This window comes from Rickettsia bellii RML369-C (assembly GCF_000012385.1).
Classification (GTDB): Bacteria; Pseudomonadota; Alphaproteobacteria; order Rickettsiales; family Rickettsiaceae; genus Rickettsia; species Rickettsia bellii.
Map to the genome: position 1 here is coordinate 953,148 of NC_007940.1, position 15,127 is coordinate 968,274.

Here is a 15,127-nt window from a genome sequence, read left to right on the forward strand (position 1 = left end):
TTATAAAAAACGTCTTGCAATAAATCGTAAAAAAAACTATTATGTAGCTTCTAATCGGTAACGTGGCTTTGGTATGCCTAAATAATTACCGACAAAATACTAAAATCTTAGTAAATACCAATTAAAGGAAAAATCATGCCTAAATTAAAGACAAAATCTGCTGTAAAAAAGCGCTTTAAACTTACTGCTAGTGGTAAAGTGGTTGCATCTCAAGCAGGTAAAAAACATTTTATGCGTCGTCGTACTAAAGCTCAAATTCGTAACTTACGTGGAACTACGATCCTTTGTGATCAAGATGGGTATAACATCAAAAAATATTTTCTTCCATATGGTACAAATTAATTAAGGAGCTAAAAAATGACACGTGCAAAATCAGGAAAAATTTCCAAAAATCGACATAAAAAAATCCTCAAACTTGCAAAAGGTTATAGAGGTAGAGCTAGTACTTGCTTTAGAGTGGCTATTGAGAAAGTAGAAAAAGGACTACAATATGCTTACAGAGATCGTAGAAATCGTAAGCGTGATTTCAGAGGTCTGTGGATTCAAAGAATAAATGCAGCGGTAAGAGAGCATGGTTTAGTATATTCTCAATTTATGGGGGCTCTTAAAAAAGCTGAGATCGATATAGATCGTAAAGTCCTTGCAGAACTTGCTGTAAATAACAATGAAGAATTTGCAAGTATCGTAGAACAAGCAAAGGCACATATTTAATATAGACAACGTCATTGCGAAGCCACTTCGCTGCTGTGGCAATCTCAGGATTTTTTCACTAGATTGCTTCATCAAAACTTATAGTTTTTCCTCGCAATGACATTTATTTCATTATAAAGTAATTAATTTTCGTTTGGTATAAATATTATGAAGCGTACATTTCAACCTAGTAATTTAGTAAGAAAAAGAAGACATGGTTTTAGAGCTAGAATGGCTACTGCCTCTGGAAGAGCAATTTTAAGAAACCGTCGTGCTAAAGGCAGAAAAAAACTATCCGCATAAATACTAATCTGACCTATTCAATTGTTTATCACCTCTTTAAAAAATCAAAAGGAATTTGAGCTTATAAATAAGCTTGGTAAAAAATTTCATGAAAAATATTTTATTTTGGTGATAGCAAAGAATATCCCAAAAATCTTTCTTGAATCAAAATATAATATCTTCCTAGGAATAAAAGTTAGCAAAAAGCTAAATAAAAAAGCTGTAGTACGTAATAAAATTAAAAGACGTATAAAACATCTTATTAGGCTTATTTGTAATAATTCTAATCTTAAAAAGCTTGCGATGATAATTATTCCAAGAAAGGGCTTTGATACGGCAGACTTTTCAGTATTAAATCATGAATTAAGCAAAGCAATTTTAGATTTTTACAATCCAAAAAAATAACACACTGAATTTTATGACAGGCATGAGAGTAGAACAATAGTACCAGATGGTTTTTATTCTATGTCATTCCCGCTTAAGGCTTTTTGCCCTGCGTGGATCGGTTTTTCCGTCTGAGCTAAGGAAATTACGAAGTAATTAACGAAGCAAGGAAGTAAAAAAATGCTAACTTATAGCATTTTTTATTATTTTTTCTGGATTGCCAAGCTCCTTGCAGTTGCGTAGCTCAGACGACTTGGTATCCATGCGGGCGATGCCTTACGAGAAGCAAAGCTTTGTTGCAATCTTATGAAATAAGGCTATAACTCCTGAGATTGCTTCGTCGAAACTTTCAGTTTCTTCTTCTCGCAATGACGACTCTCGATCCACACAGGCAATGCCTTTGTGGGAATGATATAAAAGCCTTATTGCGTAAATCAAAAAATACTTTCGGTATCATCCCGTGAGCTTTTCCAATAGTACCGGACAGTTTTAAAAAAATGTTATATTTTATTCAGGTGTAAGTGACCTTATATGTCATTCCCGCAAAAGCGGGAATCCAAGAAAAAAATCTAAATACAGCAATTTTTTAGAATATAAAAGCTCGATTTATCTCGCTTTATGCTGGATTCCCGCTTCTAGCTAGGAATGACATAGAATAATAACTGTCCGGTACTATTAAACAAGCCACGGGATAACAATCTTTTACCTTTATCACTGACTATCAAAATGTTGTTTAAAACCTAAGATTTTTAGCACAACATTTATATCTAACGTGTTGGGCTATTTCTCCTTGCTAGAGTTTTTCTTAGATCGTCTTGAAAATTATTATTTCCTTGCTGCTTATTCCCATCTTGAGTTGTTTGTATAGTTTTTAATGTTTCTTGCAATTTCGGTGGAATAGCAGGCATTGGAGATGGCTTCGGACCAGCCCCACCCTTTCCTGGCATTGGAGGTGGTGGAGGTGGCGGAATAGGAACACCTTGTCCCGGCATTGGAGGTGGCGGAGGCGGAGGAATAGGAACACCTTTCCCCGGAGGAGGTGGTGGTGGAGGTGGTATAACACCAGGTTTTAGAGGTTGTGTAGCTGGATTATTAGCAATTATAGCCTTACTAGCAGCTTCTTTTTGTAATCTTTGCTCTTTTCTAAGCCTGATTAATTCCATAGCAGCTTGTTGCTGCTTATCAGCTGCAGTAGGCTCACCTTTTAAAGCCGAAGATTGTGAGCTTTTATTAAATTGTTTCTCTCTTTCTTCAGCAGTATTTATAGTATTATGTTCTTTTTTTATGCTTTCAAGATGCTTAGTAACTCCTTCTAATTCAGCGACAATTCTCCATTTTTCTTCTTTAGTAATATTAGAATTAGCTTTTTTTTCTTCAAGCTCTTTCTTTTTATTTTCTAGATCTTCCTGTTTTTGCTTTAATTCCTCTAAACGTTTTTTGTGATTATCTATTTGTGCTTTAGGTTCTTCATTTTTAGTTACTGGAGTATCAATAGCTTGCTTTTTTTGTGCATTTCTCCAAGCTAACTCTTCTGCAGGAGTATTAAATTTTGGCTTTTCTACTGGTTGAGTTTTTGCTGGCTGAATGCCTATCTCTGCTTCTTTGAGATCTTGAAAATTTGTTTCAGAGGCTAAAGGAATGCTTTTAGTATCAGGTATTTCTGGATCAGCTTGTTGTACTTTTGCAGTAGTTTCTTTTATTTTATTATGAAGATCTACCACTGAATTTGCTTTTCTTAGTTCCTGTTCAGGATTATTATAATAATTTTCTAAATCCTGTTTCAAATAATCATATGTTGCTTTGATAGAGGTTACTTTAGTCTCAAAACTTGCTGCAATCTGAGCTGCTAATTTTAAAGATTGCTCTGATCCTCCTTTAGGCTGAATCACAAGTTTACTTTTTTCTCCTAAAAACCATTTTGATAAAATATTTGGTTTATAAACTTGTATTTCTACCTCTGCATTACCTGCTTTAACTGATACACTACCCTCATAGCCTGTAAACTTATTAAGCCATGTTTTTGGTTGTTTATGCTGTGCAGTTACATTATTTCCTAGATTAGAAAAAACGTTGTTTATATCTGTTTTTGCTGTTAAAAAATCATCTAGTTTTTTAAAAGTTTTATCATTTTGTGAACTTATACCGGCTATTTCATAACCAGTAGCAGTTTGTATAAAATTTAATTCAAAAGGCTCTGCTTTTATTCCATTATAAATATTTTCTAAGAACTCATTGCTAAAATTTTTACCACTCTTAATACCTTGTAATTTACTTTCTGCATTTAAACCTTTTAGTTGATCCTTAAACTGATCAATTGTCCATTTATCTTTTACGCTAGGATTATGAAGATTAGTATTAAGACCTACAGTAGCATAAGCTGATATAAAAGCTGCGTCTGCATGATTTATGTCAGTAGTAGTATTTTGCTCGTAATATTTAGAGGCAAAACTTTCAACCAATCTATCTATTTTTTGAGCCTCACCTGGTAATTTAAAAGCTTTTAAAAACTCTCTTAAACTTTTTAAATAATTTTTATCTTTAAAATCAAATTGTTTAACAAAATGATCTAATACTTTTTTATTATCTTCTCCATCTGTTCCAAGATAATCTCCAACAGCTACTAAATCTAAATTATTTTTTTCCTCACGAAAAAACTTAGCTGTCTCTTCTGCAAAATCTTTATTATTACTAGCACACCATTCTTTGATCTTATTAATTCCATCTTTAGGTTTATCATTAAAGGAACTTATTACTTCTCTTTTTATTAACGGATCCATAACTATCTCTCATAAGTTAATTATTATTAATTTTTAATATAGCTATTTTATAGCTTCAACACAAGCAAAAGTTGCGATTTTTAGTATTTCACTCGCTGACGCTGTGGCTTGCAATATTTGAACAGGTTTTTCAAAGCCATTTGTTATAGGACCTATGAAACTATTTGAAGAAAACTCTTGAAGCAGTTCAGTAGAAATAGCGGCAGAGTTTAGACCAGGCATAATAAGGACGTTAGCAGGACCGGATAACCTACAAAATTTATATAATTTACGTAAATTAGAATCTAAGGCAACTTTAACTGACATTTCGCCATCATATTCAAAATCTACTTCCATATCATTAAGCTTTGATTTATCTTCACTAAAATTGTCCAATATATTTACTGCTTCACGAATACGAGCTGTTTTTTCCTTAGAAGAATTGCCAAAGCTTGAAAATGAAAGAAGTGCAACACGTGGGACAATTCCCATATCCTTAGCTATTTCTGCTGTTTGAGCTGCTATTTCTGCAAGCTCGCGACTATTTGGATATTCAGTAATGCAGTTGTCAGAAATAATAATATTATTGTCTTTTGCGATCATAATAGAATAACCCAGGATTCTACGATTAGGTTTTCGTGAAATGACTTTTAGTATATCTTCTAAACTATCAACATAGCTTTTTGTAATACCTGTTAAAAGTGCATCACCATCACCACAAGCAAGCATACAAGCAGCAAAAATATTCTTATCAGTTTTAACAAGCTTAGCACAATCTCGGTATAAATAACCTTTGCGTTGCAACCTTTTATATAAATAATCAATATATATTTCAAGCTTATCGGTTAGAGCGGCATTCATTATAGTAATGCCATCTAGGCTAATATCCTGCCCTAATTGTTTTAGCTTTGCTTCAATTCGTTCCATGCGACCGATCAAGATGGGATTTCCATATTTCTCATCCCGCATCATTATTGCAGCAACGATTATTTCTTCTTCTTCTCCTTCAGCAAAAATAATACGTTTTAGAGGTGCATTATGGATTTTTTCAGATAAGAAATTCATATAGTTAGATGTAGGGTTTAATCTACTTTCTAATTCTTTTTTATATTTATTGAGATTAAAATCAGAAATTTTAGCGACATCGCTATCTATTGCTGCTTTAGCTACCGCCACCGGCACTACTGTAATTAAACGAGGATCAAACGGAACAGGGATAATATATTCATTACCGAAAATCATCTTGCGACCAGCATATGCCTTATATACTTCCTCCGGCACAGGCTTGCGAGCAAGGTCTGCTATAGCTTTTGCTGCTGCTATTTTCATTTCTGTATTGATGGTTTTAGCTCTAACATCTAACGCTCCCCTAAAAATATAAGGGAAACCCATAACATTGTTAATCTGATTATTATAATCTGACCTACCTGTTGCTATAATCGCATCATTACGAATTTGCTTTATCTCTTCCGGCGTAATTTCCGGATCAGGGTTAGCCATAGCAAAAATAATTGGATTATTTGCCATTTTGCTAACCATCTCTTTAGTTACTGCACCTTTTACAGATAATCCTATAAATACATCCGCATCTTTTAATGCTTCTTCTAAAGTTCTAAGCTGCGTGCTATTTGCATAAGCCTCTTTCCATTTATTCATACCCTCCGTGCGACCTTGATAAATAACACCTTTAGTATCACATAAAATAATTTTTGATTTATCTGCTCCAAGAGCAATCAATAGATCAATACAAGCAATAGCAGCAGCACCCGCCCCATTAACTACTATTTTTAAATTCTCTAACCTGCGGTTAGTAATATGAGCAGCATTAATTAGCCCTGCTGCGGTGATAATTGCTGTTCCGTGCTGATCATCATGAAATACTGGTATATCCATTAAAGATTTTAACTTCTCTTCAATAACAAAACATTCTGGAGCTTTGATATCTTCGAGGTTAATTCCGCCGAAACTATAACCAAGATATTTTACGGCATTAATAAACTCTTCTGGATCTTTAGTATCTACTTCTAAATCTATTGCATCAATATCGGCAAACTTTTTGAAAAGTACTGCTTTACCCTCCATCACTGGCTTTGAGGCAGCAGCTCCTAAATTACCGAGCCCAAGCACCGCAGTACCATTAGAAATCACAGCAACTAGATTTCCACGTGCCGTATATTTATACATCTCATCAGTATCTTTGGCGATCTCGAGACAAGGAGCAGCAACACCTGGAGAATAAGCAAGCGATAAATCATGCTGCGTAACAAGCGGCTTAGTCGCTGAAATAGCAATTTTACCTGGCTTATCTTTTTGGTGATATTCAAGTGCTTCAGTGTAATTTATTTTGTTCATTTCATCCATTTTTTAGATATTCCTGTTTTATTTATTAATTTTGTCATTCCGAGGAGATGCGTAACATCGACGCGGCAATCTTGTAAGGACTCCTGAGATTGCTTCGTCGCTACGCTCCTCGCAATGACGTTGAATTACTAATTACCCCATCACATACATAATAATCGATATAGTAACTACCGAGAAGAAAGTTGTAAATGTTATGATCGATGCCATCGAATCAGGATCGCCGCCAAGCTGACGTGATAAAACATAAGCAGTGCTTGCACAAGGCAGAGAGCTATATAATATCCCTACCGATTTATCTATCCCGCTAATTGACATCATCCATAGCACTACTACACTCACTAACGGAAAAGCAATTAACTTAACAAAGCTCGTAAATATTATGCTATGTAAAAGCTCTTGTCTAATAGTAAAATTAAGCCCTGCCCCAACATTTAACATACCAATCGCTAAAGCAGCATTAGAAAGACTATCTAAAGTTTTCTTAAGACCTAAATGTAGTTCAAGGTTTGAATAATTAAAAACAAATCCTACTAAGCTTGCAATAATAAGCGGATTGCGTACGATTAGCTTGATCATTAAAACAATACTAGTTCTAATGGTAGTAGTGACCGACTTATCAGGAACGTAATATGCAAAAATCATTACTGATAAAATATTGGTAAAAATAATCATGTAAGAAGAAATAACAGCAACTATAGAAAGACTGCTAGAGCCAAGCAAAGGACTGCCTGCCGCAAAGAAAATGTAGCTATTATAACGAATTGATCCTTGAAAAATAGAAGTGAATTCTATCTTATCAATATTGTATTTTCTTTGATAAATTATTAGACCTAAAGTAATAAGAAGAGTAGAAATAATAAGAGCGATTACTAACTTAATTATTGATGTAACGCTTAAATCTGCTGTAGAGATATAGTTAAAAAGCATTGCAGGAAACAATACAAAATAGGATAATTTCTCTATGCCACGCCAAAATTCTTCTGAAGTTAGCCATTTATTTTTTATAATACTACCAAGTAAGGTAATTAAAAAAATCGGCAACGTACTGCAAAAAATATCATTCATTTGTTAACAATTTATACTTTTAGTATCTACCGCAAGTCCTGTCATCCCGTGGCTTGTCCACGGGATCCAGCATAAAGTGAGATAAATCGAGCTTTTTATATTTGTACTTTTTATTACTGGATCCCGTGGACAAGCCACGGGATGACACCGAAGACACTTTTTAACCTGCACAACAATTTTTACGCAGGAAACATAACTCCTCTATAATTTCTCTTCAATCAACTTCATAGTTTCGCTTATACCATAAAGCTTTATGAAAGTGCCAAGCCTTGGACCATCGCTTTGCCCAAGTAATATTTGGTATAAATCTTTGAAATAATCACGCAGATTTTCATATCCGGCTTTCATGCCGATATCATAAATTCCTTTTTGGATGCTTTCCGCTTCTATTTGCTCAGGTAGACCTTTTAACATATCTAAAATATCTTGCAAAATAGCTTTATGCTTCTCAGACGGAGCTAAATATGATTTATGTGCTTTAACAAAATCATTATAATATCTTATAGCAAATTCTGCTAAGTGGTCAAGATAAGGACTATTATTTGGCATCGCTTTTGGTTCATATCTGCTAATAAAACCCCAAAGTACCGACTTATCGGACGGATTACACACAGAAGTTAGGTTCAATAATAGCGAGTAAGTAATACCAAAAGTCTCAATTTTAGGCACATTTCCATGATGAATATGATAAACCGGATTTGCAAAACGCTTTGTTCTATCTTCTTCTAAATGATATTTTTGATTAAAGGTAATATATTCATCAACATTTTTAGGAATTACATCAAAAAACAATCTCTTAGCCCTAGTAGGATTTTGGTACATAAACAAAGCCATACTTTCAACAGGGGCATATTTAAGCCAATCATCAACGCTAATACTATTGCCTTTTGACTTTGATATTTTTTCACCATTTTCGTCTAAGAATAGCTCATAACATAATTGTACCGGCGGCTTTTCACCTAAGATTCGGCAAATCTCAGAGTAAAGTCGACCATTTGCTAAATGGTCTTTCCCGTACATTTCATAATCAACTTTTAAAGCTGCCCAACGCATACCGAAATCCGGCTTCCACTGCAATTTACAATGACCTTTTGTTACAGGTACTTCTATTGTCTCACCGTTTTCATCTTTATAAGTTATTGTACCAAGTTTTGCATCCCATTTATGTATAGGTACTTGCAGTACCTTGCCAGTTTTTGGACAAATAGGCATGAAAGGTGAATAGGTAGCTTTCCGCTCTTCTCTAAAAGTCGGTAGCATCAGCTCCATTATTTCGTCATATTTTTCAAGCACTCTTATCAGCATTTCATCAAACATCCCTGCTTTATACATTTCCGTGCTGCTATAAAATTCATACTCAAAACCAAATTTATCAAGGAATGAGCGGAGTTTTGCATTCATATAATGCCCATAGCTTTCACATTCGCCGAAAGGATCAGGAATAGAGGTTAGCGGCATATCCATATATCCGGCTACCATTTCAGGATTTGGGATATTACTCGGCACTTTACGCAAGCCATCCATATCATCAGAAAAGCAGATCAGCTTAGTCTTTATATTAGATAATTGTTCAAACGCTTTCTGCACCATTACCATACGGGCATTTTCACCAAAAGTCCCAATATGCGGCAGCCCTGATGGACCATAGCCTGTTTCAAACAATACATAACCTTTTTCAGGAGTTTTGCCGTTTAAGCTATCTAGTATTTTTTTAGCCTCTTCAAAAGGCCAAGCTTTTGACTTTATTGCATCTTCCAAAATTTCCGACATTTATTTTTCTTACACTTGTAATTAATTATCAGTGACAATATACTATATTTAGCTAATTGTAAAATTTAATTGTTATTCCCAGCAATGGTTTGTTACATAACTCTTATGTCATTCCCGGGTAGCATTGTTGCATAGATCGAAAAACGTCCTAAGGTAGTCATCCCGTGGCTTGTCCACGGGATGACAAGTGTGCAATGCCTCCACAGGATGGCACTGTTTGACAATACAAAAACTATAAAATAAAAATATGCCATTTAATACCATCATAAACTACATAAGAAAAGACAGCTATAAAATGCTGCATATAGGCTTAATTGCGATTTCTATAACGGCTCTTGCTACAGCTTATTTTGCTGAGTATATATTGCGTTATGCCCCCTGCCCTTTATGCGTTTACGAAAGATTTCCTTATCTAACATTAATAAAAATTTGTCTAACTGCTTTAATTATTAGGCAATTAAGTAAATATACTTTAGTATTTATTTTCTTAACACTACTTAGTTCATGTATATTATCAACCTATCATAGTATGGTGGAGCGAGGAATAGTTCAGCCAAGCAGTCTTTGTTCATCTATGATCCGCTTCCCAAAAGGCTTATCTATTGAGCATATTAGACAGATGCTTTATTCACAGCCAATAACTTCCTGCACCAAACCGGCAATTAAGCTTTTAGGCATTTCCATGACGGAATACAATTTACTCCTAAATCTCGGTCTTTTAATCGGATTGTTAATTGTTTGGCTTTATCCTAAAGAATCTTCATTATGAAGCTGTATTTACTGATATTAATTGCAATAATACTAGATTTGATCTATTTTAAATTTAGAATTATTTTTTAAAGTAATATTATGAATCAAAACCCATCCAGTCAATTAACTTATTCATTGGCAGAAAATGCTGTTCTTACAACACAACTTGCCTTAGCAGATATTGAATTAAAAAAAGCTGACGAAAGATTAAGAGAAGTCGAAGCTAAAGAAAAACAACTTGCAATAGAAAGAGAAGCTTAAAAAGATGAATTAGAAGCATAAAAAAGTCTTTATAATACCCTAACATCCCTTCTTACTGAATACAAAGAAATAGACCTAGTTGAAGTAAAACCTGAAGAAGCATTTAGAAAACTTCTTGGTAGGCATGCTCCAGATTTTCTAGACCCAAACACAGGAGAATAGTTGTTATATTTTACCCTAATATCTTTTTCAATTCTTTCATAGAAAAAGCCGGTGGTTTTAGGTAGTCTTGTGCTACCTTACCATTGTCTAAAACTATAAGTCTTTTTCCGTAATTTACAGCATCTTCCAAATTATGTGTGATCATTACGGCAGTTATTTTATGCTCATCAATAATCTCTGCCGTTTTTTTCATCACTTCATGCGAAGCTTTAGGGTCAAGGCTTGCAGTATGTTCATCTAGAAATAATATTTTAGGCGGATGAGAAATAGCTAGTGCCAGCAATATAAGCTGTTTCTCCCCACCGGAAAAATTACTAAGTGGCTGCGTTAGACGTGACAAAAAATGCTTAGATTTCGATAAACCGATAAGCTCTAATACTTCCACATCTGTTTTACGCTCATTTGCTGGAAAGCGGCTCTCCCATAGGGTAATATTTTCTTCTAATGTTAACTCCGAAAACAATCTATCTTCTGCTTTTTGGGTTATAGTTAGCAACATATTAGCTTTTTGCAATTGCGGTAATTTATCAATTCGCATTTGATCTAAAAACACCTGCCCGCTAGTCGGCTTTAAATAACCTGCTAGAATTTTGGTTAAAGTAGATTTACCGCTGCCATTAGTCCCAAGCACTACAACAAACTCTTCTTCGGCAATATTTAAAGTAGTTTCCGATATTATCGGCTCATTACGCTCTTTTACTTTAAACTGCACTTTCTCAGCATATAAATAAGGTTTCATACATTCTCTCTTTTCACAGAACGAAGCGAAATAAATAGCACTATTCCTAAGATAAGCTTAAGATTTATAGGATCAATACCGACGCGGAGTAAAATACTTAAATTGATAAAATAAAATAATATGCCTATAAAACAGGAAAATATTTCTTTAAAAGCATTAAAGCTATTATTACGAATTAAGATATGCCGCCCTATAACTATTGCACCGATACCAACAAGTGCTACCCCAAAACCCATATTAATATCGGCAAAACCGTTTACTTGTGCCGATATAGTACCAGTTAATGCAGCAAGTGCGTTACTTATGCTAAGCCCAAGCGTACGATAGAATTCGGCAGGCTTTCCTAAAATAGCAAGCAAATCTTTATTAAACCCAAATGCTCTAAGCATTAAACCTAATCGCCCTTTTAATAAAATTACTACCGCAAATATCACAATAATATTTGTTATCATCAAAGGTAATAACCAATTTTCAGTATTAAATATAGTTAGTAAGCTCGGCATCCCAAGAGTCGATATATTAGGACGCTGCATAATCTGCAAATTAACCGAATAAAGCATAAAGCTGGCAAGTATTCCCGCTATAAGGCTATTAACACGGTTATTCTTCTGCATAAAGCTTACTATAACACCGATAACGCCCCCTGCTATTACGGCAAGTATTAATGCCGGAAATAGTCCAAATGAAAGAAATTTAGCAAACACTGCCGCACCTAATACATATGTTCCATCTACAGTTAAATCGGTAATTTTCAAAATCCTGTAGCTGATATATATGCCTAAAATAAGCGGCAACATTATCAAAGATTGCTCAAGAGCAGTAACTAAAAGATTCATTATATTACTCTTCCAACTCTTTTCTGTTAAAAGGAAGAGCTGCTAAATTTTCCTTGGTAAGAATTTTTTGTTTGATAAAGGATTTGAGATTAACAAATAAAGTTAGCTCATCCATATTTTGAAACGGAATATCTTTAGGGGCTATTGATTCTAAAATTTGCTTTGCCTGATTGCCTACTTTGAAGCCTATATCTTTTTCTTGCACCCCTACCGCAATGGTTGCTCCGCTAATTACCGACCCTTCATCCGAGGCAATAATAGGAATATTTCGTTTAAATGCTTCTTGTTTTAAAATATTTATACCGCTAACTATTAAATGATCTTTTAAAATCACAAAGCATTGGGTATTTTCGGGAGTATTCTTTACAGCTACCGATAAGTCATTTAAGTTTTGTACCATTTTAAAGTTTAACGAAATATTATTTTTCTTCGCATAACTTTTCGTTGCTTCTACTTCTGAAATAACTTTTTCGCTGCTGCTATAAATTAAGGTAATGTTCCGTAAAAATGCTAACTTGCTAATGATACTGGTAATTTTTATTTCATCATTAACACCAGTAACCAAGGGAAGATTTTTATTGTCAATCTCAGCTGCCGCACAAACAATCGGCTTATTAGGGATATGTGAAATTACAGTTTGGCAAGCAGATGTACCGATCGGAATTATTACGTCAATATCTTGATCTTTAAGCTGCTTTATGATAGCAAGTAAAATATTAGAATCGGCATGGGCATTTTTTACTATAATTTTTGCATCTATAGCTTTAAGTGATTCTTCAATGCCTGCTACGATTTGAGTCATTGCTGCATGTTCAAGCGGAACAATAACAGCGATGTTTTTTTGAGTCGCATAAATTGATAAAGTGAAAAATAATGAAAATAAAAGAGAGAAAGCTCTTAAGAAAAGATTAAGGGATGACATTTTAATATCCTGTATTAAGTTATAATTTAATAATTGAGCAGTGGGCATAATACGCCCATAACGTAAAAATATTATCTACGCCAACGCCAATTTTGTATTAAACTAATAACTTTCAAAGATATCATAAATAATTTAACATATTATTTTGTATTCTAATTACTAGCAGTATTTTAATATTTTGTCAATAGTTGGTCCTTGGTTGTGGCTTGACATTACTACCATAAGCCATTATCTTAAATGAGAAATTTATAAAAAGGATTTTATTATGAAATATTTAGTAATTTTATTTGCTGCTTTGACTTTAATTGGCTGTTCTAATCAAAAAAACACTAAGTCAAAAGAAGTAATGCAAGCTGATGGTGATCCAAGCTATGCTATCATGAGAACAGTCAACGATACTAATAGAAATATTGCTAGTACTGTTTCAACAGTGCCAAATCCTCCAGCTTCTAGATAATGCTTACTATTATCTCATCCGCTAAAACTCTTAATTTTGAGCTGATAGCTTTCAAAGGGGAGCTAACCTCCCCTGCTTTTCCTAAAATAACAAATCAACTACTTGCTATAGTTAAAAATTATTCTGAAGTTCAGCTATCTAAAACTATGGATATTAGCGAGAAATTGGCACATCTAAATAAAGAAAGATTTCAAAATTTTGAAAAGCAAGACAGCAAAGCAGCTATTTTTGCTTATGCAGGAGATGTTTTTAACAATATACAATCAAAAAATTTAAGCGAAGATGCAGTAAATTTTTTACAATCGCATTTGCTTATCATATCAGGGCTATATGGAGCTTTAAAGCCGCTCGATGCTATCAAACCTTATAGGCTTGAGATGGCAGCAAAGCTAAATGAAATAAACGATTTAAGTAAATTCTGGCAAGATGAGATCACAAATTATATTAACCATACGCTTGAGCATCATAAACATAAATATCTACTCAATCTTGCATCACAGGAATATTCATCTGTGCTAAATCAGGATAAGTTAAAATATCCTATAATTAATATTCATTTTAAAGAAAATAGAAACGGTAAGTTAGCAACTATTGGGATAAATGCTAAAAAAGCTCGTGGGAATATGGTAAATTTTATTGCCAATAATCTAATCGACTCCCCTGATCTACTTAAAGAATTTTCGTATTTGGGTTATAAATATAGCTCTAAAGATTCATTAAATAATGATTTAGTATTTGTGAAATAGGGATCTTTTCCGTCATTGCGAGGAAAAGCAACTTTGGTGTCATCCCGTGGCTTGTCCACGGAATCTAGTATAAAGCGAGAGAAATCGAGCTTTTCATGTTTGTATTTTTATAACTGGATCCCGTGGACAAGCCACGGGATGACACTGAGGACATTTTTCAAGCCATGCAACAACATCGATCAAGTTGCGGGATGAAGGGAAAAACTAATCCACGCAGGCAATGCCACCACGAGGTGACAGAGATGAAAAGTTAAATAGAGCAGGCATTGCTACTATAATCATCATCCTCACGGATAAATTTTTGCTTTACCTTAGAGTTATTATTATAAGGTTTATTATTTTTAACTGGTGCTACAGGTTCATAGTTTGAAACTGGAGGTACATAATTTTGATTTGCTGTTGCATTTGGGCAAGTATATTTTGATATATCACGCTTAGTTTCTCTTAGCATTGCCTTTATCTGGTCTAGCTCTTCTTGCATTTTTCTTTCTTTATCGGTATTATCCTTTCTAACTTTTTTATTAGCTTTACTTAAAGTCATATCATCATCGTCTGAAGATTCACCTGATTCAGCTTTATATTTTTCCATATCTCGTCTAATCATTTTAAGATATATCTCACGATTTCTTTTGACGGGATCAATTTGCTCCCCTCTTAAAGGATTATCATAATCATCATCGTCATCCTCTGGATCGTCAAGATTATCTTCAACTATATTCTTTTTAGCTAAACTAATATATTTATTATTATATAAAGGTTTTCTTTTACCACCTTTAAAACCTTTACTATCAACTAACCTATTATTTGCGGATTTTTGGAAGTAACCTCTAAAGCTATCAGTACAACCTGATAGCACAAAAACACCTAAAAATAATATTATAATTTTTTTCAACATATATTATTCCAAAACTTCAATTAGATTTATTTATATAACTTGACAAATTAT

General features: G+C 33.9%; 16 protein-coding genes. 8 read left to right on the forward strand and 8 right to left on the reverse strand.

The window, feature by feature from the left end; all coding sequences use genetic code 11:
* Positions 1-135: 135 nt before the first annotated feature.
* The 4 genes from rpmI (at position 136) to rnpA (ending at position 1,377) form a co-directional block, all read left to right on the forward strand.
* On the forward strand, positions 136-342 hold the full coding sequence (gene rpmI, locus RBE_RS04480; protein WP_011477530.1) for a 50S ribosomal protein L35: 207 nt from the start codon (positions 136-138) through the stop codon (positions 340-342).
* A 15-nt stretch (positions 343-357) separates the two neighbouring features.
* On the forward strand, positions 358-711 hold the full coding sequence (gene rplT / locus RBE_RS04485; protein ID WP_011477531.1) for a 50S ribosomal protein L20: 354 nt from the start codon (positions 358-360) through the stop codon (positions 709-711).
* Between the two features lie 147 nt (positions 712-858).
* Positions 859-993, forward strand: a complete 135-nt coding sequence (gene rpmH / locus RBE_RS04490; RefSeq protein WP_011477532.1) for a 50S ribosomal protein L34 — start codon at positions 859-861, stop codon at positions 991-993.
* A gap of 21 nt (positions 994-1,014) precedes the next feature.
* On the forward strand, positions 1,015-1,377 hold the full coding sequence (gene rnpA, locus RBE_RS04495) for a ribonuclease P protein component (protein ID WP_011477533.1): 363 nt from the start codon (positions 1,015-1,017) through the stop codon (positions 1,375-1,377).
* Positions 1,378-2,123: 746 nt separating this feature from the next.
* Here the strand turns inward: rnpA and ralF are convergent.
* The 4 genes from ralF to RBE_RS04515 all read right to left on the reverse strand — a co-directional run bounded on the left by ralF (position 2,124) and on the right by RBE_RS04515 (position 9,308).
* Entirely contained in the window at positions 2,124-4,133 is a 2,010-nt protein-coding gene (gene ralF, locus RBE_RS04500) for a T4SS guanine nucleotide exchange effector RalF (protein WP_011477534.1), read from the reverse strand.
* A 42-nt stretch (positions 4,134-4,175) separates the two neighbouring features.
* Positions 4,176-6,473 carry an NADP-dependent malic enzyme gene (locus RBE_RS04505; RefSeq protein WP_011477535.1) on the reverse strand — a complete coding sequence of 766 codons (2,298 nt, stop codon included), beginning with the start codon at positions 6,471-6,473 and terminating at the stop codon, positions 4,176-4,178.
* A gap of 132 nt (positions 6,474-6,605) precedes the next feature.
* Positions 6,606-7,538 (reverse strand): AEC family transporter, encoded by a 933-nt coding sequence (locus RBE_RS04510; RefSeq protein ID WP_011477536.1) that lies wholly within the window; start codon positions 7,536-7,538, stop codon positions 6,606-6,608.
* 201 nt (positions 7,539-7,739) lie between these two features.
* A complete protein-coding gene (locus tag RBE_RS04515; protein WP_011477537.1) occupies positions 7,740-9,308 on the reverse strand; it encodes a lysine--tRNA ligase in 1,569 nt (522 codons plus the stop codon).
* A 247-nt stretch (positions 9,309-9,555) separates the two neighbouring features.
* On the opposite strand from RBE_RS04515, the gene RBE_RS04520 reads away from it, so the two are divergent.
* Positions 9,556-10,077: a disulfide bond formation protein B gene (locus RBE_RS04520; protein WP_011477538.1), complete on the forward strand. Its 522-nt coding sequence runs from the start codon at positions 9,556-9,558 to the stop codon at positions 10,075-10,077.
* Between the two features lie 80 nt (positions 10,078-10,157).
* On the forward strand, positions 10,158-10,319 hold the full coding sequence (locus RBE_RS08915) for a hypothetical protein (protein ID WP_187145737.1): 162 nt from the start codon (positions 10,158-10,160) through the stop codon (positions 10,317-10,319).
* 172 nt (positions 10,320-10,491) lie between these two features.
* Here the strand turns inward: RBE_RS08915 and RBE_RS04525 are convergent, their stop codons facing one another.
* From RBE_RS04525 to RBE_RS04535, 3 genes are read right to left on the reverse strand one after another with little or no spacing between them, the layout of a single operon-like run.
* Positions 10,492-11,220, reverse strand: a complete 729-nt coding sequence (locus RBE_RS04525; RefSeq protein WP_011477539.1) for an ATP-binding cassette domain-containing protein — start codon at positions 11,218-11,220, stop codon at positions 10,492-10,494.
* Entirely contained in the window at positions 11,217-12,056 is an 840-nt protein-coding gene (locus RBE_RS04530) for an ABC transporter permease (RefSeq protein ID WP_011477540.1), read from the reverse strand. Before RBE_RS04530 ends, RBE_RS04525 begins: the two co-directional genes overlap by 4 nt.
* 4 nt (positions 12,057-12,060) lie before the next feature.
* On the reverse strand, positions 12,061-12,978 hold the full coding sequence (locus RBE_RS04535) for an ABC transporter substrate binding protein (RefSeq protein WP_041804863.1): 918 nt from the start codon (positions 12,976-12,978) through the stop codon (positions 12,061-12,063).
* Between the two features lie 262 nt (positions 12,979-13,240).
* Here RBE_RS04535 and RBE_RS04540 point away from each other — a divergent pair, with 262 nt between their 5' ends.
* Entirely contained in the window at positions 13,241-13,435 is a 195-nt protein-coding gene (locus RBE_RS04540) for a hypothetical protein (protein ID WP_041804690.1), read from the forward strand.
* Positions 13,435-14,181, forward strand: a complete 747-nt coding sequence (locus RBE_RS04545) for a YaaA family protein (protein WP_011477542.1) — start codon at positions 13,435-13,437, stop codon at positions 14,179-14,181. Before RBE_RS04540 ends, RBE_RS04545 begins: the two co-directional genes overlap by 1 nt.
* 250 nt (positions 14,182-14,431) lie before the next feature.
* On the opposite strand, the gene RBE_RS04550 is transcribed toward RBE_RS04545, so the two are convergent.
* The gene (locus RBE_RS04550; RefSeq protein ID WP_011477543.1) at positions 14,432-15,076 is read right to left on the reverse strand and encodes a hypothetical protein; all 645 of its coding nucleotides are present in this window, start codon (positions 15,074-15,076) and stop codon (positions 14,432-14,434) included.
* Between the last annotated feature and the right edge of the window lie 51 nt (positions 15,077-15,127).